The organism is Ottowia sp. (genome assembly GCF_035444425.1).
GTDB lineage: Bacteria > Pseudomonadota > Gammaproteobacteria > Burkholderiales > Burkholderiaceae_C > Ottowia.
This window is the reverse complement of the sequence record NZ_DAOMOQ010000054.1, coordinates 1-18,188: the sequence shown is the minus strand read 5'-3', so window position 1 is coordinate 18,188 and position 18,188 is coordinate 1. Positions and strand designations below refer to the sequence as shown.

16 protein-coding genes and 1 other RNA gene are annotated in these 18,188 nt (G+C 69.6%); 5 read left to right on the top strand and 12 right to left on the bottom strand.

Features of this window, described 5'->3' with window-relative positions:
- Positions 1-409: 409 nt before the first annotated feature.
- Positions 410-2,224, top strand: a complete 1,815-nt coding sequence (locus PK606_RS14715) for a PHA/PHB synthase family protein (RefSeq protein ID WP_324565041.1) — start codon at positions 410-412, stop codon at positions 2,222-2,224.
- A gap of 16 nt (positions 2,225-2,240) precedes the next feature.
- Here PK606_RS14715 and PK606_RS14710 read toward each other — a convergent pair whose 3' ends face one another.
- From PK606_RS14710 to PK606_RS14695, 4 genes are all read right to left on the bottom strand, one after another.
- Complete coding sequence (locus PK606_RS14710; protein WP_324565040.1) at positions 2,241-5,339, bottom strand: efflux RND transporter permease subunit; 3,099 nt, start codon at positions 5,337-5,339, stop codon at positions 2,241-2,243.
- 12 nt (positions 5,340-5,351) lie between these two features.
- Entirely contained in the window at positions 5,352-6,623 is a 1,272-nt protein-coding gene (locus PK606_RS14705; protein WP_324565039.1) for an efflux RND transporter periplasmic adaptor subunit, read from the bottom strand.
- Positions 6,624-6,731: 108 nt separating this feature from the next.
- Complete coding sequence (rnhA, locus tag PK606_RS14700; protein WP_324565038.1) at positions 6,732-7,169, bottom strand: ribonuclease HI; 438 nt, start codon at positions 7,167-7,169, stop codon at positions 6,732-6,734.
- Positions 7,156-7,974: a class I SAM-dependent methyltransferase gene (locus PK606_RS14695; protein WP_324565037.1), complete on the bottom strand. Its 819-nt coding sequence runs from the start codon at positions 7,972-7,974 to the stop codon at positions 7,156-7,158. The genes rnhA and PK606_RS14695 overlap by 14 nt, the downstream gene beginning before the upstream one ends.
- A gap of 102 nt (positions 7,975-8,076) precedes the next feature.
- On the opposite strand from PK606_RS14695, the gene gloB reads away from it, so the two are divergent.
- A complete protein-coding gene (gloB, locus tag PK606_RS14690) occupies positions 8,077-8,850 on the top strand; it encodes a hydroxyacylglutathione hydrolase (RefSeq protein WP_324565035.1) in 774 nt (257 codons plus the stop codon).
- Positions 8,847-10,469: a transglycosylase SLT domain-containing protein gene (locus PK606_RS14685; protein ID WP_324565033.1), complete on the top strand. Its 1,623-nt coding sequence runs from the start codon at positions 8,847-8,849 to the stop codon at positions 10,467-10,469. Before gloB ends, PK606_RS14685 begins: the two co-directional genes overlap by 4 nt.
- Before the next feature lie 33 nt (positions 10,470-10,502).
- On the opposite strand, the gene PK606_RS14680 is transcribed toward PK606_RS14685, so the two are convergent.
- The 6 genes from PK606_RS14680 to dnaX form a co-directional block, all read right to left on the bottom strand.
- On the bottom strand, positions 10,503-11,591 hold the full coding sequence (locus PK606_RS14680) for an ABC transporter substrate-binding protein (protein WP_324565031.1): 1,089 nt from the start codon (positions 11,589-11,591) through the stop codon (positions 10,503-10,505).
- A gap of 179 nt (positions 11,592-11,770) precedes the next feature.
- Complete coding sequence (locus PK606_RS14675; protein ID WP_324565029.1) at positions 11,771-12,193, bottom strand: MAPEG family protein; 423 nt, start codon at positions 12,191-12,193, stop codon at positions 11,771-11,773.
- A gap of 86 nt (positions 12,194-12,279) precedes the next feature.
- A complete protein-coding gene (gene recR, locus PK606_RS14670) occupies positions 12,280-12,870 on the bottom strand; it encodes a recombination mediator RecR (RefSeq protein WP_324565028.1) in 591 nt (196 codons plus the stop codon).
- A complete protein-coding gene (locus PK606_RS14665) occupies positions 12,870-13,277 on the bottom strand; it encodes a GNAT family N-acetyltransferase (protein WP_324565027.1) in 408 nt (135 codons plus the stop codon). The genes recR and PK606_RS14665 overlap by 1 nt, the downstream gene beginning before the upstream one ends.
- 8 nt (positions 13,278-13,285) lie before the next feature.
- Positions 13,286-13,621, bottom strand: a complete 336-nt coding sequence (locus tag PK606_RS14660) for a YbaB/EbfC family nucleoid-associated protein (protein ID WP_324565026.1) — start codon at positions 13,619-13,621, stop codon at positions 13,286-13,288.
- A 30-nt stretch (positions 13,622-13,651) separates the two neighbouring features.
- Positions 13,652-15,703: a DNA polymerase III subunit gamma/tau gene (dnaX, locus tag PK606_RS14655; RefSeq protein ID WP_324565025.1), complete on the bottom strand. Its 2,052-nt coding sequence runs from the start codon at positions 15,701-15,703 to the stop codon at positions 13,652-13,654.
- A gap of 161 nt (positions 15,704-15,864) precedes the next feature.
- On the opposite strand from dnaX, the gene PK606_RS14650 reads away from it, so the two are divergent.
- Together PK606_RS14650 and ffs are read left to right on the top strand one after the other, a co-directional pair.
- Positions 15,865-16,152: a hypothetical protein gene (locus tag PK606_RS14650; protein ID WP_324565023.1), complete on the top strand. Its 288-nt coding sequence runs from the start codon at positions 15,865-15,867 to the stop codon at positions 16,150-16,152.
- 5 nt (positions 16,153-16,157) lie between these two features.
- Positions 16,158-16,254: signal recognition particle sRNA small type (gene ffs, locus PK606_RS14645), an RNA gene on the top strand.
- A 363-nt stretch (positions 16,255-16,617) separates the two neighbouring features.
- On the opposite strand, the gene PK606_RS14640 is transcribed toward ffs, so the two are convergent.
- Both PK606_RS14640 and PK606_RS14635 read right to left on the bottom strand, forming a co-directional pair.
- A complete protein-coding gene (locus tag PK606_RS14640) occupies positions 16,618-17,355 on the bottom strand; it encodes an ABC transporter ATP-binding protein (protein ID WP_324565021.1) in 738 nt (245 codons plus the stop codon).
- Positions 17,348-18,097: an ABC transporter ATP-binding protein gene (locus PK606_RS14635; RefSeq protein ID WP_324565019.1), complete on the bottom strand. Its 750-nt coding sequence runs from the start codon at positions 18,095-18,097 to the stop codon at positions 17,348-17,350. The genes PK606_RS14640 and PK606_RS14635 overlap by 8 nt, the downstream gene beginning before the upstream one ends.
- Positions 18,098-18,188 lie beyond the last annotated feature (91 nt).

Sequence of the window (18,188 nt, the reverse complement as noted above, 5' to 3'; positions counted from 1 at the left end):
CAGCCGAGTCGCACGAGGGCTCGTGGTGGCCGGCCTGGCAGGCCTGGCTGGCCGCACATTCGTCGGCGCCGGTGAAGGCCCGGCCGATCCCCGCCAGCCACGCGCTCAGCGACGCGCCGGGCGAATACGTGATGCAGCGCTACCCGGGCGAATGAGCGCGCCACGCTGATTCCGCGCCGGCAAAGCCTCCGACCCCGCGCGATGGGCTCTGACGGGCGCCGTGATCGCGGCGCTGCGACCGCGCCATGACCATGCCGCGGCGTCGGCACTCCCCCGGCCGCGCTATTGCAAGCCTGCGACAGGCGGTTATCCTGTCGTGGGGTGCCCACGTTCAACGCCGCTCCCGTGCGGTGCCCCGTGCCAGCAGTGCACCGTTGGAGCGCGGGCCCTTCCAAGCGCCGTCAAGAACATGGACTCTCCCGACCGCTCCAAGCGCCGCAACCAGCGCATCCGCCGCCGCACCCGCACCCCCGAAAGCGCCATCGAGGCCGCCGACCCAGCCCTGCGGGCCGAAACGCCGACGGAGAAGCTCGACCGGCTGGCGCAGACCACGGCCTCGTCGCTGTACGGCAACCTGTCGCCGATCGCCATCAGCCTGGCCTTCGCCGACTGGGCCTGGCACCTGGCGGCCTCGCCCGGCCGGCAGCTCGAACTGGCGGAGCTGGCCTTCAAGATCGGCCAGGAGAACCTGCGCGCCGCCGACGCGCACGGCGAGTTGCAGGCACACGAAGACCGGCGCTTTCACGCCGCGGAATGGAGCCAGTGGCCGTTCAGCCAGTGGCGCGCCAGCTTCCGTGGTGCCGAGGCATTCTGGCGCGAAGCCGCCAAGGTACCGGGCGTGAGCGAGCACCACACCGCCCTGGTCGATTTCTTCGCGCGCCAGTACCTGGACATGATGTCGCCGGCCAACCGGCTGTTCACCAACCCGGTGGTGCTGAAGAACGCCATCGACTCCGGCGGCCAGGCGCTGGCGCAGGGCTGGCAGAACTGGGCCGCCGACTTCACCGGTGTGCCCACGCCGGAGGACGAAGCCAACGCCAGCCGCTTCGTGGTCGGCGGCAACGTCGCCGTCACGCCCGGCAAGGTGGTATTCCGCAACCACCTGATCGAGCTGATCCGCTACACGCCGCAGACCGACAAGGTGCACCCGGAGCCGGTGCTGATGATCCCGTCGTGGATCATGAAGTTCTACATCCTCGACCTGTCGCCGCACAACTCGATGGTGCGCTACCTCATCGAGCAGGGGCACACCGTGTACATGCTGTCCTGGCGCAATCCCGACGAGTCGGACCGCGAGCTCAGCATGGACGACTACGTCGAGATGGGCGTGCTCGACGCCATCGAGGCGGTCGGCGGCGACACCGGCGGCGCGCCGATCCACGTGATGGGCTACTGCCTCGGCGGCACCTTCCTGGCCATGGCGGTGGCCGCGCTGTCGCGCCAGCAGGGCGTAGCCGGCTACGAGCACATGCCGCCGATCAAGACGCTGACGCTGCTGGCGGCGCTGGTCGACTTCACCGAGCCGGGCGAGCTCGGCCTGTTCATCGACGAGGGCCAGATCAACCTGCTCGACAACGTGACCAAGGGCCAGGGTTTCCTGAGCGGCAAGCAGATGGCCGGCTCGTTCCAGTTCCTGCATTCGCGCGACCTGATCTGGACCCGCCGCATGCGCGAATACCTGATGGGCGAGCGCGACCAGAGCAACGACCTGATGGCCTGGAACGCCGACACCACGCGCATGCCGGCGCGCATGCACCACGAGTACCTGGTGGCGCTGTACCTGAAGAACGCGCTGGCGCACGGGCGCTACCACGTCGGCGGCCAACCGGTGTCGCTCAACGACGTGCGCATGCCCACCTTCCTGGTCGGCACCCAGCGCGACCACGTCTCGCCCTGGCGTTCGGTCTACCGGTTGCACCACCTGAGCGACGCCGAGATCACCTTCGTGCTCACCAGCGGCGGCCACAACGCCGGCATCGTGTCCGAGCCCGGCCACGCCAACCGCCGCTACCAGATCGCCACCCGGCCCGAGCGCGGCAGTTGGGTCGATGCCGACGAATGGGCGCGCAACGCCGAGCGGCACGAAGGCTCCTGGTGGCTGGCCTGGCAGGCCTGGCTGGCCGCGCACTCCTCGCCGCCGGTCAAGGCCAAGGCGATTCCCGCCAGCCGCGTCCTCGGCGACGCGCCGGGCGAGTACGTGATGCAGCGCTATCCGGGCGAGTGAGCCGGCGCGGCGCCGGCTAGGCTTCGGGCTTCAGGACGGTCGGGGGCGGCTCATCCACCGGCGTGGTCAGCGCCCCCGGCACGCGCCGGCGCGCCAGCAGCGCGTACATGGTCGGCACGACGAAGATGGTCAGCAGCGTGCCCAGGCTCATGCCGCCGACGATGACCCAGCCGATCTGCTGCCGGCTTTCGGCGCCGGCACCGCTGGCCAGCGCCAGCGGCACCGCGCCCAGCACCATGGCGCCGGTGGTCATCAGGATCGGGCGCAGGCGCTGGCTGCTGGCGTGCACCAGGGCGTCCAGCATCGGCTCGCCGCGCTGGCGCAACTGGTTGGTGAACTCGACGATCAGGATGCCGTGCTTGGTCACCAGGCCGATCAGCGTGATCAGGCCGATCTGCGAGTAGACGTTGATCGAGCCGCCGGTCAGCCGCAGCGCCAGCAGCGCGCCGATCATCGACAGCGGCACCGAGAACATGATGATGAGCGGATCGACAAAGCTCTCGAACTGCGCCGCCAGCACCAGGAAGATGAACAGCAGCGCCAGCACGAACACCACCATCAGCGCACCCTGCGACGAGCGGAACTCGCGCGAGATGCCGTTCAGGTCGGTGGTGTAGCCGGGCTTGAGCACGCGCGCCGCCGTCGCATCGAGGAAGGCCAGCGCTTCGCCGAGCGAGTAGTCGGGCGCCAGGTTGGCGGTCAGCGTGGCCGAGCGGCGCTGGCCGAAGTGGTTCAGCTCGCGTGGCGACACGCTCTCGTGCACCCTGACCAGCGCCGACAGCGGCACCATCGCGTCGACACCGCCCTTGCTGGCGCGCAGCTGGATGCGCTCGATGTCCTCCGGCGTGCTGCGGCCGCTGGCGGCGGTCTGCACGATGACGTCGTACTGCTCGGCATCGCGCTTGTAGCGCGTGACGTTGCGCCCGCCCAGCATGGTCTCGATGGCGCGCGCCACCGCGTCGACGCCGACGCCCAGGTCGGCGGCGCGCTCGCGATCGACCTCGATGCGCAACTCGGGCTTGGATAGGCGCAGGTCGACGTCGACGGCGACGAAGCCGGGGTTCTTCGCCACCTCGTCGGTCAGCTCGCGCATCACGCGGTTCAGGTTCTCGTAGCTGTCCGAGGTCTGCACCACGAAGTTCACCGGCCGCGAGCGGAAGCCCTGGCCCAGCGAGGGCGGCGTGATCGGGAACGCGCTGATGCCGGCCTGCTGATCGAACTTCGGCTGCAGCTCGCGCGCGATCTCCAGCGTCGAGCGCTGGCGCTCGCTCCAATCGACTGCGCGGTACACCACGCTGCCCTGCGACACCGTCGGGTTGCCGATGTTGGCGAAGATACGGTCGAACTCGGGGTAGCGCTGGCCCAGTTCTTCCAGCTGGCGGGCGTAGCGGTCGGTGTATTCCAGCGTGGCGCCGTCGGGCGCGTTGATGTTGGCCAGGATCACGCCGCGGTCTTCCAGCGGCGACAGCTCCTGCCGCATGTTGGGATAGATCAGCGCGATGCCGACCGCGCAGCCGACCATCACCGCCAGCACCAGCCAGCGCCAGCCGAGCAGCACGCGCCGCAGCAGGCGGCCGTAGCCATGCGAGAGCGCCGTCAGCCAGCGCTCCATGCTGCGGTCGAACCAGTTGGGATTCGGGTTGTGCCTGAGCAGCTTGGAGCACAGCATGGGCGACAGCGTCAGCGCCACGAAGCCCGACACCAGCACCGCGCCGGCCAGCGCCAGCGCGAACTCGACGAACAGGCGCCCGGTGCGCCCGGGCGTGAAGGCCAGCGGCGCGAACACCGCCGCCAGCGTCAGCGTCATGGCGACGATGGCGAAGCCGATCTCGCGCGCGCCGTGGATGGCGGCGGCGAACGGCGCCATGCCTTCCTCGATGTGGCGGTAGATGTTCTCCAGCATCACGATGGCGTCGTCCACCACCAGGCCGATCGCCAGCACCAGCGCCAGCAGCGTCAGCGTGTTGATCGAGAAGCCGGCGAGCTGCATCAGCGCGAACGAGCCGATCAGGCTGACCGGGATGGTGACGATCGGGATGATCGAGGCCCGCACCGTGCGCAGGAACACGAAGATCACCAGCGCCACCAGCGCCACCGCCTCGGTGATGGTCACGTACACGCTCTGGACCGCGCGGTCGATGAACACCGAGTTGTCGTTGGCGATGTCGATCTTCACGTCGGGCGGCAGGTCCTCCTGCAGGCGCGGCAGCATCTCGCGCACGCCCTTCGACAGCTCGAGCGGGTTGGCCGTGGTCTGGCGGATCACGCCGGCCGAGATCGCCGGATTGCCGTTGAGGCGCACCGCGCTGCGCTCGTCGGCGGCGCCCTCTTCCACGCGACCCACGTCGCGCAGGCGCACCGGAAATCCGTTCACGGTGCGGATCACGATCTCGCCGAACTGCGCCGGCGTCGTCAGGTCGGTCTGCGAGACCACCGAGAACTCACGCTGCTGCGACTCGATGCGGCCGGCCGGCAGTTCCAGGTTGCTGCGCCGGATCGCGTCCTCCACGTCCTGCGTGGTCAGGCGATAGGCGGCCAGCTTGTCGGCATCGAGCCACACGCGCATGGCGAACTTGCGCTCGCCGAAGATGCGTACGTCGGCCACGCCGGTCACAGTCTGCAGGCGCGCGCGCACGATGCGGTTGACCAGGTCGTTGATCTCCAGCCGCGAGCGCGTGTCGCTCGAGAACGCCAGCCAGATGACCGGAAAGGCATCCGCCTCGACCTTGGCGATGACCGGTTCGTCGATCGCCTGCGGCAGCTTGTTGCGCACGCGCGAGACGCGGTCGCGTACCTCGGCGGCGGCGGTGTCGGCGTCCTTCTCGAGCCGGAAGCGCACGCTGATCTGCGAATCCTCCGGGCGGCTGATCGAGGTCAGCACGTCGACCGCGTCGATGCCGGCGATCGAATCCTCCAGCGGCTTGGTCACCTGCGTCTCGACCACCTCGGCCGAGGCGCCGCCGTAGTGCACGCGCACCGTCACCACCGGCTCGTCGATCTTGGGGTATTCGCGCACCGCCAGCCCCGAGTAGCTGACGGCGCCGATCAGCAGGATCAGCAGCGACAGCACGGTGGCGAACACCGGGCGGCGGATCGAGACTTCGGCCAGTTGCATGGCGTGGCCGGCTCAGCGGCGGGCCGGCGGACCGCAGGGTCCGGCGCCGGCCGCAGTCGGCGCCCAAGGCAGCGCGGCGGCGCCGGTGGGCGCGGGTGCTGGCGCCGCGCTGCTGGCGGCCGGTGGCGCACCATCCGGCGCGCCATTGGCCGGCGCCTCGGCCAGCCGTACCGCCATGCCGTCGCGCTGGATGCGCTGCTGACCGGCGGTGACGATGCGCTCGCCCGCATCCAGTCCGCGCACGATCTCGACCCGGCCGGCCAGACGCGTGCCGGTCTCGACCTCGACCCGCTGGCTGCTCCATGCCGGTGCGCCTTCGCCCGCACCGCGTTGCAGCCGGATCACGCTCTGGCGCCCGCCCTGCGAGACGATGGCTTCCTCGGGCACCATCAGCGCCTGCCGATCGTCGCCCAGGCGCGTGCTGACGCGCGCGAACATGCCGGGCCGCAGTTGCAGCAGGCGGTTGTCGATGCAGCCGCGCACGCTCAAGGACCGGCCATTGGCATCGATCTGCGGATCGACCGCCTGCACCACCGCGGCAAACACCCGGTCGGGCAGCGCCTCGACCTGCACGCGCGCACCCTGGCCTGGTCGCACGCGCGCCTGCAGGCGCTCGGGCAGGCGGAAGTCGACGTACATGGCGCTCATGTCTTCCAGGTTGACGATGTCGGCGCCCTCCTTGAGGTAGTCGCCGACGCTGATGTTGCGCAGGCCCGCCACGCCGTCGAACGGCGCCAGCACGCGCAGCCGCGCGGTGGTGGCGCGCGCCAGCTCGGCCCGCGCCTGCGCCACCTTGACCGCGGCGGCGCTCTCGTCGAGCCCGCGCTGGCTGATGAAGCCCTGCGCCACCAGTTCGCTGTTGCGCTTGTGGTTGGCCTCGGCGATCGACAGCTCGGCCCGCGCCTGCTGCAGCTGCGCCTGCTGCAGCCGATCGTCGAGCTGCACCAGCAACTGTCCCTTGCGGATGCGCTGGCCATCGCGGAAGTTGATCTGCGTGACCCGGCCAGGGACCTCGGCGCGCACCACGGTGCCCTGGCGCGAGCGCAGCGAGCCGACCGCCTCGACCTCCTCGCTCAGGGGCTGCAGGCGCACCAGCCCCGACTCGACCACCGGGCCGGCGCCACGCCCGCCGCCCGGCGCACCGCCCCGCGGCGCCGCCGCACCGACCGCCGGCGCCGCAGCGGCATCGGGCTTGGCCGGCGGCGGGCGCTGCCACCACCACGCGGCGGCCACCGCACCGGCCAGGGCGAGCACGGCAACAAGGGATGTGGTCGACGACTTCAAGCTGTTCTCAACCGGACGTCGACACCCCGACGGCGCCGACCATCACAAAATGTAGCATCGGATCAGGCATTTCGTACCCGGCATGGACCCGGAAGGTCGCCGAAGGTTTCAGGCCTTGGGCACGCCGCGGTTAGCCAGTTCGTCGGCACGCTCATTGCCCTCGTGCCCGGCGTGGCCGCGCACCCAGTGCCAGTGGATGCGGTGGCCGCTGCCCTGCACCAGCGCATCCAGCTTCTGCCACAGGTCGACGTTCTTCACCGGCTGCCGGCTGGCGGTGCGCCAGCCCTTGGCCTTCCAGCCGGCGATCCACTCGGTGATGCCCTGGCGCACGTACTGGCTGTCGAGGTACAGGTCGACCTCGCACGGCCTTTTCAGCGCCGTCAGGCCCTCGATCACCGCCGTCAGCTCCATGCGGTTGTTGGTGGTCAGCGGCTCGCCGCCGAACAGCTCCTTCTCGTGCCCCGGCGCACGCAGCAGCACGCCCCAGCCGCCGGGGCCGGGATTGCCCTTGCAGGCGCCGTCGGTGAACATCTCAACGCGGTTCATGGCCCGGCCCTTTGCCCGTGCGGGCGCCCGCGCCGGCACGGTTGGCGATCGACACCGGCGCGCCAGCCGGCACCGGCGCCTTCTTCCACACCGCGCCGACCAGCTTGGGCCCGTGCGCCCGCTTCACCGCCGTGACGAAATAGGCGGCGCCGAAGATCGGCCACCAGCGCGCGCCGACACGGTCCATCCAGCGAAAGCGCGCCAGGCTGCGCTCGCTGCGCACCGCCGGGCGCCAGCAGCCGAAGGAGATCGAATCGAGCTCGAACTCCAGCAGCCGCAGCCAGTCGCGCAGGCGCCAGTGGCCGATGAACTCGCCGGCCTCGGGCAGGTACGGACGGGCGCCGCCAAAGCGCCGCCACTGGCGTATCCGCCACTGGCGCAGGCCCCACAGGCTGGCGGGATTGAGGCCGGCGATCACCACCCGGCCCTCGTGCACCAGCACGCGCTGCACTTCACGCAGCGTGGCGTGCGGGTCGGGGCTGAGCTCCAGCGTGTGCGGCAGCACCACCAGGTCCAGGCTGGCCTCCGGAAACGGCAGCGCGGTGCTGGCGGTGACCAGGGCGGCGCGCGCCGTCGCCGGCGGCGCAGCATCGGCAGCCGTGGCGGCATCCGGCGCCAGCGCCGCGGGCAGGGCCAGCCAGCGGTGCGGCATGCGGTTGGCCGCCAGCGCATCGATGTCGGGCAGGCCGAGCTGCAGCGCGTGGTAGCCGAACACGTCGGCCAGCGCGGCATCGAACTGCCCGCGCTCCCAGTCCAGCAGGTAGCGCCCGGGCGGCGTCTGGAACCAGTCGTGCAGGCCGATCATGCACGCTCCTCGCGGTCGGGCCGGATCCACGCTGCCGCGACGGATGTAAAGATCGGTTCGAACGCCAAGCGGCTGCGCATCGCTTTCTATAATTCCTGACTCATGGAGTTGATCGCACTACCCGCCTTCGAAGACAACTACTTCTGGTTGCTGCACGATGGACAAGATGCCCTGGTGGTGGATCCCGGCGACGCCGCGCCGGTGACCGAGGCGCTGCGCCGGCTGGGCCTGCGGCTGACGCGCATTCTAGTCACGCACCACCATGGCGATCACACCGGCGGCGTGGCCGCCTTGCGCGACGCCAGTGGCGCCAGCGTCTACGGGCCGGCGCGCGAACGCATCCCGCAGCCGTACACCGCGCTGAACGGTGGCGACCGCCTCCAGGTGCTGGGCGTCGATTTCCGGGTCCTCGACGTGCCCGGCCACACGTCCGGACACATCGCCTACTTCGCCGAAGCGGTCGATGGCGCGCCGCTGCTGTTCTGCGGCGACACGCTGTTCTCGGGCGGCTGCGGCCGCATCTTCGAGGGCACGCCGGCGCAGATGCTGGCCTCGCTCGATGCGCTGGCGGCGCTGCCAGCCGACACCCGGGTCTGCTGCGCGCACGAGTACACGCTCTCCAACCTGCGCTTCGCACGCGCGGTCGAACCCGGCAACGACGCGCTGGCCGACTACCAGGCGCACTGCCAGGCGCTGCGCGATGCCGGCACGCCGACGCTGCCGACCGATATCGGCACCGAGCGCGCGATCAACCCCTTTCTCCGCAGCCGCGAAGCCGCCGTCACGCAAGCCGTGCGCGCGCACGCGGCCCTGGCAACCGACGACGAGGTGGAGGTGTTCGCCGCCTTGCGCGAATGGAAGAACGAGTTCCGATGAGATGGTTTCATGTGCTGGCGCTGGGCGCCAGCGTCTGGCTGGCCGGCTGCGCCGCACCCGGCGGCAGTTCCACGGGCGGTCCCGCCACCGACGCCGGACCGACGGCCACCCGCGCCACGCCGGCGCCCTACACCGGCGACATGCCGCCGGTCGCGGTGACCGAGCTGCGCTCCGGCGCGGTGGCGCCGCTGGACGCCCCGGCCGACCTGTGGGACCGCATCCGGCGCGGCTTCCTGATGCCCGATCTGCAGGATGACCTGGTGGCGCGCCACGAGGAGTGGTACTCGAGCCGGCCCGACTACATCGAGCGCATGGTCGACCGCTCGCGTCTGTACATCTTCCACATCGTCGAGGAGCTGGAGCTGCGCGGCATGCCGACCGAGCTGGCGCTGCTGCCCTACATCGAATCGGCCTTCAACCCGCAGGCGGTGTCCAGCGCCAAGGCGGCCGGCATGTGGCAGTTCATGCCGGGCACCGGGCGCGACTTCCGCCTGACGCAGAACATGCTGCGCGACGACCGACGCGACGTGCTGGACTCCACGCGCGCCGCGCTCGACTACCTGCAGAAGCTGCACGACATGTTCGGCGACTGGCACTTGGCGCTGGCGGCCTACAACTGGGGCCAGGGCAACGTCGGCCGGGCCATCCAGCGCAACCAGGCGGCCGGCCTGGGCACCGGCTACCTCGACCTGAACATGCCAGGCGAGACGCGCAACTACGTGCCCAAGCTGCAGGCGGTGAAGAACATCATCGCCAACCCGCAGAGCCATGGCACGGTGCTGCCGCTGATCGAGAACCACCCGTTCTTCGACAGCGTCGACATCACGCACGACATCGACATGGAGGTGGCCGCGCGCCTGGCCGAAGTGCGGCTGGAAGACCTCAAGGCGCTCAACCCCGCGCAGCGCAAGCCGGTCATCTTCGCCGCCGGCACGCCGCAGGTGCTGCTGCCCTGGAACAACGCCGACATCTTCAAGCGCAACCTGGCCAGGACGCCGCCCGCTTCGCTCAGTTCCTGGACCGCCTGGGTGGCGCCGCAGTCGATGCCCACGCGCGAGGTCGCCAGCCGCTTCGGCATGGACGAGGAGGACTTCCGCGCCATGAACAACGTGCCGCGCGGCATGGTGATCCGCAATGGCTCGACCGTGCTGGTGCGGCGTGGCGACAGCGCCGCCACCGCGGTCTCCGAGCACGTGATCAACAACGCGCAACTGGCCTACACGCCCGAGATCGTGCTGCGCCGCACCACGGTGCGTGCGCGCCGCGGCGACTCGGTCGCCAGCCTGGCGGCACGCTACGACCTGCCGGCCGCCACGGTGGCGGGCTGGAACCGCCTCGGCGCCCGCGCCGGGCTCAAGCGCGGCCAGGCGGTGGTGCTGTTCCTGCCGGTGCGCGCCGCTGCTGCGGCGGCGCGCGATGGCGTCGCTGCCGGCGCCCGCGCCCAGCGCGGTCAGCGCACGGCGACACAGGCCAGCAAGCCGGCGACACGCGGCCGCGCCGCCGCCCGCTCGGCCGGCAAGCCGGCTGCCAGATCAAGCACCAAGGCTGCGCCGGCACGCAAGAGCAGCGTCCGTGCCGCCACCGCCGCCGCCAAGCGCAGCCCGGGCAAGAAGCGGTAGGCATGCCGGTGCGCGATAGCGCGCGCCGCAGGATCAGCCGCGCGGCGCCGAGTCGCCGAACACCAAGGCCTGGTAGCGCTGCTTGGCGCGCCGTGCAAAGTCGTTGGTATAGGTCGCCCCGGGCGCCGCGGCGCGCACCAGGGCCGAATTGCCCTCGTAGCGGGCGACCACGCGGTGCGCCGTCGCCACCGCCTCCTCGCTCACCAGGCCATCGGGCGAAAACGCCTCGCGTGCCTTGTCCAGCGCCGCCAGGAAGATCGCGCGGTCGCCGTGCATGTAGGCCTCGGGCACGGCGCGCACGATGTCGCTCGGCCCGGCGGTCTGCAGCCACTTGAGCGAGCGCACCACGGCATTGGTCAGCGCCTGCACTGTCTGCGGGTAGCGCAGCACGAAATCCTGCCGCGCGTACAGGCAGCCGCCCGGCATCGGGCCACCGTAGAGCTCCTGCGTGCCGCGCAGCGAACGCGTATCCGCCAACACGCGGATCTCGCCGCCGAACTCCAGCATGCTGATCAGGGGATCGACACTGGCCAGCGCGTCGACCCGGCCCTCGCGCAGCGCCGTCACGGCCGCGGTGCTGTTGCCGACGCCGACGAACTCGACCTGCGCCGACGCCACGCCGCCGCGCTCCAGCACCCAGCGGGCGAACGAATGCGTCATTGAATTCCGCGCCGTGACGCCGACGCGCCGCCCGCGCAACTGCGCCAGTTCGCGGAAGTCGGGCAGGCTGCGGGCGCCGACCCCGAACACCAGTTGCGGCGCACGGCTGAAGAAGGCGAAGGCGCGGCAGCTCAAACCACGCTGGCGCAGCAGGATCGGGTGCTCGAAGCCGCCCGCGGCCACGTCGGCCTGGCCCTGCACCATGGCCTGCTGCGCCAGGCCGCTGCCGGCCTGGTCCTGCAGCTCCACATCCAGGCCCTCGGCCTTGAAATAGCCCAGCTGCTCGGCCAGCGCGATCGGCAGGTAGTACATGGTGGTCTTGCCACCAAGTGCCAGCCGCAGCCTGGACAGCTCAGGCGCCTGCTGCGCGCGCGCCAGACCGGCCGCCGCGATCAATGCGGGCAGGCCGACCAGCAGACGACGTCGCGAGGGCGACCGAAGCGGCACGAGCGGGGTGGACACGGGGTTTGGAGCGGACGATCAGTACCGGTCCAAAGGTAGTCGAGGCGGCGGCGCCGCGCATCGGGACGAGCCCGAATCGGGTTTGTCATTAGATGGGGATGTGCATAAGGCGCGTTTGGCAAATAATGTCGCAATCAGTTACCTTGTCTGCCCGCCAGGATGCTTGACAGCGTGCAAAGTCAGCGCCAGCCAAGCAGCAGGATCGCCACATTGACCGCGAAAGCCAGCGTCCAGATGAGGCTGCGCAGCGTCGGATATCCGGCCACATAGGCCGCGATGAAGCCGAGCCGCAGCAGCACGTAGAGCGCCGCCAGCAGATCCAGTAGCGCTTGCGGCACACCGAGCTGCAGCGCCACCAGCACCGCGCCGATGAAGAACGGCAGGCCCTCGAAGCTGTTGGCCTGGGCCGCATTGGCCCGCGCGCGCCAATCGCCCTGGCGCGCCAGCCAGCCACGCGGATCGGCGTTGTCGAAGCCGCCCTGGCTGCGCGGCGTGCGAAAGCTGCCCCACTTGGCGACGTAGGCACACAGCAAGGGCAGCAGCGCGGCCGCCAGGATGCACCAGTGGGCCAGGCTGAAGCTTGGAACGGTGGATGGGGTCATGGCAATGCGTCCTTCAGTTCGGTGGCGTCCGGCGCGCGGACGCCGGTACAGTCAACGACGCGGCCAGCGCCGCGCGCCCGTCGCGGTCAGCGCCGGTCGACCAGCGCATGGGCGATGGTGCCCAGGTCGACGTATTCGAGTTCGCTGCCCGCCGGCACGCCGCGCGCCAGCCGCGTCACCGTCAGGCCGCGGCTCTTCAGCAACTGCCCGATCACGTGCGCCGTGGTTTCACCTTCGGCGGTGAAGTTGGTCGCCAGGATCACCTCCTGCACCACGCCGTCGGTGGCACGCTCGATCAGCTTCTGCACGCCGATGTCGCGCGGGCCGATGCCGTCCAGCGGGCTGAGCTTGCCCATCAGCACGAAGTAGCGGCCCTTGAAGGCGCCGGTGCGCTCCAGCGCCGCCTGGTCGGCCGGCGTCTCGACCACGCACAGCTTGCTCGCGTCACGCCGTGGGTCGCGGCAGGTCGTGCAGATCTCGTCCTCGGTGAAGGTGTGGCACTGCGCGCAGTGGCGTACCTGCGCCACCGCATCCTGCAGCGCGCGCGCCAGCAGCTGCGCCCCCTCGCGGTCATGCTGCAGCAGATGGAAGGCCATGCGCTGCGCCGAGCGCACGCCGACACCGGGCAGGCGCCGCAGCGCCTGGATCAGGGTGTCGAGACTGTGGGTGTCGGACATCAGCGTTCGTTGCCGGCATAGATCCACATCGGCTCGGTGCGACCGGCACGGGTGAAACCCATGCGCTCATAGAAGCGGCAGGCCTCGCCGTCGGCCGTCAGCATCAGTTGATGGAAACCTGCGTAGCGATCGAGCAAGGCCTGCATCAAGCGCCGCCCGATGCCGCGACGCTGGAAATCCGGATGCACCAGCATGTGGGGAAAGTACACGACCAGATGACCATCGGACAGTGCATTGCCGAGGCCGATGAGACGCTCACCGTCGCGCGCCGTGACCAAGGCATGCGAACCGCGCAGCGCCGCCAACAATTGCCGTGGCTTGTCTGCCGCCGACCATCGATTGGCCCGATACAGCTCGAGCACCTCGTCGGCCTCGACTTCATCCGGCAGTGAGATGACGACGGACACGCCAGCGATCAGAAAGGGAACTTCATCCCCGGCGGCATCCCCGGCATGCCGGCCGGCATCAGCTTGCCCATCTTCTCGGCCGAGACTTCCTCGGCCTTGCGCACGGCGGCATTGAAGGCGGCGGCGACCAGGTCCTCCAGCATGTCCTTGTCGTCTTCCAGCAGGCTGGGATCGATGGTGACGCGCTTGACGTCGTGCTTGCAGGTCATCACCACCTTCACCAGGCCGGCGCCGGACTCGGCTTCCACCTCCATGGTGGCGAGCTCGTCTTGCGCCTTCTTCAGGTTGTCCTGCATCGCCTGGGCCTGCTTCATCAGGCCGGCGAGTTGTCCTTTGTTGAACATCGGGTTTCCTTCTTCAATAACGTCCAAGCATCAAAGCGGTTTGATGCTTCCGGGCACGATTCTCGCCCCAAAGTCGCGCATCATCTCCTGCACGAACGGATCGGCCATGAGCAAGGCCTCGGCCGCCTTCATGCGCTGCGAGGCGGCAATCGCATTGCGGCGCGCCGGGCTGTCGCTCACGCGGCCGATCTGGACGCTCAGGCGCACCGCATGGCCGGCGTCGGCCAGCGCGGCCTGCAGGCGCTCGCGCGCGCCGGACTGGCCGAGCGATTCGCTCTCGACGCGCAGTGTCCACTCGTCTGGCTGGCGCGCCATCAGCTGCGATTGCAGCGCCAGTTCGCGCACCAGCGCGGTGACCGCCTCGCGCGCCACCAGGTCCTGCACCAGCGCATGCCAGAAATCGCTGTCGGCGCCACCGGCCACCGGCACCGGCACCGGCTCGGGCGCGGCGATGGCACGCAGCGCCGGCAGTTCCTCAAGCGTATCGCCCTCGACCTTGATGGCCATGACGTCGGCCGCTGGCCGTATTTCGCGTGCCTGCCCCGGCGCCGTGGCTGCTGCCTCACCCTGCCCGCGCAGCTCGTCGCGCCAAGGCTCGCGCACCGGCAAGGCCTGCACCGGCGGGCGCGCAGGGGCGCGAGCGGGTGCGGTAGCCTGCCGCTCCTCGACGTCCCATTGCGCTGGCAACTCGTCCCCCGACAGGGCGGCTTCGGGTGGCGCGAAGCCGGGCCCGTCCATGTCCTCGTCCACCGTCACCGGCGACACCGCCGCAGCTTCATCCGCCGTCCTGGATCGTGTGCTGGCCCCGCCCGTGGAAAGCGCGCCACGCCCCAGCGCCGCACCAACGCGAGCCGGTTCCGTATCGGCTAGCGCAGCAGACGCCACAAGCGCAGGCGGCAGAGCCGAGCCGGCCTCCAGAGGCGGCGCCTCAGCCGGTTTCAGAGTTTTTTTTTCCGTCGCGGCCGCTGCCTTGCCAGTGCCGCCCTGCTTGAACGGCAGCAGCCGCAGCAGCACCATGGTCAGGCCAGCGTATTCATCCGGCGCCAGGCCCAGTTCGGCTCGGCCGTGGATGCACAGGCTGTACAGCAGCTGGGTCTCGTCGGCCGGCAGCACGGCGGCCAGGCGCGCGGTCTCCTGCGCCTCGGGGTCGGTATCGTCGACCGCCATGTCGGGCACCGCCTGATGCACCGCCATGCGCTGCAGTACGCTGGCCATGTCCTCCAGCGTGGTGGCCGCTGACAGACCGGCCGCGCGCAACTGCTCGCAGAGTTCGACCACCGCCTTGCCGTCACCCGCGGCCAGCGCGCCGATCAGGCTGAACACCACGCTGCGGTCGACGCTGCCCAGCATCTGGCGCACCGCGGCTTCCTGCAGCCGGCCCGAACCGAAGGCGATCGCCTGATCGGTCAGGCTGAGCGCGTCGCGCATCGAGCCGCGCGCGGCGCGCGCCAGCAGGCGCAGCGCCTGCTGCTCCGCCGCCACGTCCTCGGCCGCCAGCACGTGCGCCAGGTGCTCCATCACCACCTCGGGCGCCATCGGACGCAGGTTGAACTGCAGGCAGCGGCTCAGCACCGTCACCGGCACCTTCTGCGGATCGGTGGTGGCGAGCACGAACTTCAGGTACTCGGGCGGCTCCTCCAGCGTCTTCAGCATGGCGTTGAAGGCGTGGCCGGTGAGCATGTGCACCTCGTCGATCATGAAGACCTTGAAGCGCCCCTGCACCGGCTTGTAGACGGCCTGCTCGAGCAGGCCCTGCACCTCGTCGACGCCCCGGTTGCTGGCGGCGTCGAGCTCGGTGTAATCGACAAAGCGGCCGGCGTCGATCTCGGTACAGGCCGCGCAGACGCCACAGGGTGTCGCCGTGATGCCGCCCTGCCCATCCGGTCCGGTGCAGTTGAGCGACTTGGCCAGGATGCGCGACACCGTGGTCTTGCCGACCCCGCGCGTGCCGGTGAACAGGTAGGCGTGGTGCAGGCGCTGCTGGTCGAGCGCGTTGGTGAGCGCCTGCACCACGTGCTCCTGCCCCACCATTTCCGTGAAGTTGCGCGGTCGGTATTTGCGTGCCAGCACCAAGTAGGACATGCGCTGGATTCTACGAGGCGCAATCGGTGCCGCCGGAATTAGAGCGCGCTCTCGGAAACCGACGCATTCACGCGATCCAAGCCCCACCGTGCCGCGAAAAGGGTTATGCTGCACTGCAATATAAGCCGATGCAGCCGTGTGATGCCCGTGGCACGGCCCACGTGCAACTGGTCGCCGCGGCTCAGCCCTCACCAGCCATGCTCCAGCACTTCGAAAACCCGGATCTGATCGCGTCGGACGCCGCCACGGCCGACGCGGATCCGCTGATCGTGGCGCTGATCGCCACCCTGGCGGACTGCTGCCACCCGCGCGCCGAGCGCCTCAAGGTGCGCCTGCTCGACTGCCGCGACGCCGACCAGCTGGCGCTGCTCAAGGGTGAGGTGTTGAACCTGCTGGCGCTAAGTTTTGGCCCCGCCGAAGCGATGCGCCGCCTGCAGTCACTACAATAGAGCCCGACGGGCCTTCCCGCATGGTGAAGGAGCCAACCGGGTCAGGTGGGGAACCAAGCAGCCCTAACTTTGGAGCCAGTGCCGGGGTCAAGGCTCGTCACCTTATCTTTTTTCTCCTTGTGAATCAAGAAGTTAAGCCTTGTTAGGGCTTACGCGCAAGACCTGTACCACTTTTCTGTATCACTTCCTCGGCATGAGTCGGCCCCGCGCCTCCCCCCGGAAGATCGAACAGATGGCAAGGCCAGATGGTCTGCACAAGCGCCCGACGTTCACATTGGTCCCTGCGCGTAGTCATCTCCGCTGACCTGGAAGCGGCCTACGGGGAGGCAGCCACGGAAAGTCCAGACACGCTGAAGCACAGATTACAACGAAGCCCTGAAGAGGGTCACGCCCTGCTTGCACGCTGGCTAGAAGAGTTAGCGACAAAACGATAGCAAACCGGCCGCACGGCCTCGCAAGCGCATATCAGCCCATCGCTGGCGTCGGCAACGCACCCGAAGTCGATCCTGCGCCCAGCCAGCCATCGAGTTTCTCGCCGTCGCGCAGCAGTTCCTCGCTGTCGCCCGAATACACGACCCGCCCCCGCTCGAGCACCAGGGCGTTGCGCGTGATGGGCAGAATCTGGCGCGCGTGCTGCTCCACCAGAATGACCGCCATGCTGCCCGCCGACACCATTTTCTGAATGATCTGAAGCAATTCCTGCACGATCAGCGGAGCCAGGCCTTCCAGCGGTTCGTCAAGCAACAGAACCTTCGGATTCAGCATCAGTGCGCGGCCAATGGCCAGCATCTGGCGTTCGCCGCCGGAAAGCTGGTTACCCATGTTGGCGTGGCGCTCGCGCAGGCGCGGAAACATGCCGTAGACGCCTTCCAGCGTCCACTCGCCGGGCTGAGCGACCACCGTGAGGTTCTCCTCCACCGTCAGCGACGCAAACACGTCGCGCTGCTGCGGCACCCAGCCCAAGCCCAGCCGGGCACGGCGATGGCTTGGGGTCTTGGTGATGTCCTGGCCACCGAAGAAGATCTGGCCACGCCGCAGGCGCGTCGCCCCCATCAGGGTGGCGAGCAAGGTCGTCTTGCCCATACCGTTGCGCCCCAGCAGCGCCAGGCTGCTGCCGGCATCGAGCGAGAACGACAGGTCCTCCAGCACGACGGCATCGCCGTAGCCCGCCCAGACGTTCTCGGCCCGAAGCAGCTCAGCCATCGGATTCCCCCAGGTAGACCTGCCGCACGAGCGGATGGGTCGCGATGACCTCCGGCGTGTCCTCGAGCAGCAGCGCACCCGAGACCAGCACCGAGATCCGCTCGGCAAAGCGGAACACCAGATCCATGTCGTGCTCGATCAGCAGGATCGTGACCTCGCGCGGCAGTTGCGCGATCACCTCGAACAACTCCCGGCTCTCGCTGGTCGGCACGCCGGCCGCCGGCTCGTCGAGCAGCAGCACCTTCGGGCGCAGCGCCAGCGCCAGGGCAATCTCGATCAGCCGCTGGCGCCCGTAGGCCAGATGGCGCGTCAGCTCGTAGGCATCCGGCAGCAGCCCGAGCTGCTCCAGAATGGCCGCCGCCTCTTCCACCGTGTCTGTCTGCGCAGCCAGCGGCTTCCACCAGCGGTCGCCCTGGCCGTGGCGCTCGCTGACCGCCAGTGCCACCGATTCCAGCACCGTCATGTCGTCGAACAGTTGGTTGATCTGAAACGTCCGCACCAGCCCGCGGCGGCAGCGCTCGTGTTGCGACATCCGGGTGACATCCTGACCCAGCAGGCCGATGCGGCCGGCGGTCGGTGCCAGGTAGCCGGTCAGGAGGTTGATCAGGGTCGTCTTGCCGGCACCATTGGGGCCGATCAGTGCATGCCGCGCACCGGCCTCGATCGACAAATCAACGTGGTCGGTGGCGACAAAGCCGCCGAACCTGCGCACCAGATCCTGGGTTTGCAGGACGATGCTCATGGCGTGCGCGCCCGCGCCCGCTGACGCCTGGACTGCAGCCATTGGGCTGCCGTGCCGAGGATGCCGCCGCGGGCGAACATCACCAGCAGCA

Coding starts and splice junctions, on each gene's coding strand:
- PK606_RS14685 (WP_324565033.1), top strand. CDS start 8,847: ATGAGATGGTTTCATGTGCTGGCGCTGGGCGCCAGCGTCTGGCTGGCC.
- rnhA (WP_324565038.1), bottom strand. CDS start 7,169: ATGAACCGCGTTGAGATGTTCACCGACGGCGCCTGCAAGGGCAATCCC.
- PK606_RS14635 (WP_324565019.1), bottom strand. CDS start 18,097: ATGAGCATCGTCCTGCAAACCCAGGATCTGGTGCGCAGGTTCGGCGGC.
- dnaX (WP_324565025.1), bottom strand. CDS start 15,703: ATGTCCTACTTGGTGCTGGCACGCAAATACCGACCGCGCAACTTCACG.
- PK606_RS14640 (WP_324565021.1), bottom strand. CDS start 17,355: ATGGCTGAGCTGCTTCGGGCCGAGAACGTCTGGGCGGGCTACGGCGAT.
- PK606_RS14710 (WP_324565040.1), bottom strand. CDS start 5,339: ATGCAACTGGCCGAAGTCTCGATCCGCCGCCCGGTGTTCGCCACCGTG.
- recR (WP_324565028.1), bottom strand. CDS start 12,870: ATGTCCGACACCCACAGTCTCGACACCCTGATCCAGGCGCTGCGGCGC.
- gloB (WP_324565035.1), top strand. CDS start 8,077: ATGGAGTTGATCGCACTACCCGCCTTCGAAGACAACTACTTCTGGTTG.
- PK606_RS14660 (WP_324565026.1), bottom strand. CDS start 13,621: ATGTTCAACAAAGGACAACTCGCCGGCCTGATGAAGCAGGCCCAGGCG.
- PK606_RS14715 (WP_324565041.1), top strand. CDS start 410: ATGGACTCTCCCGACCGCTCCAAGCGCCGCAACCAGCGCATCCGCCGC.
- PK606_RS14695 (WP_324565037.1), bottom strand. CDS start 7,974: ATGATCGGCCTGCACGACTGGTTCCAGACGCCGCCCGGGCGCTACCTG.
- PK606_RS14675 (WP_324565029.1), bottom strand. CDS start 12,193: ATGACCCCATCCACCGTTCCAAGCTTCAGCCTGGCCCACTGGTGCATC.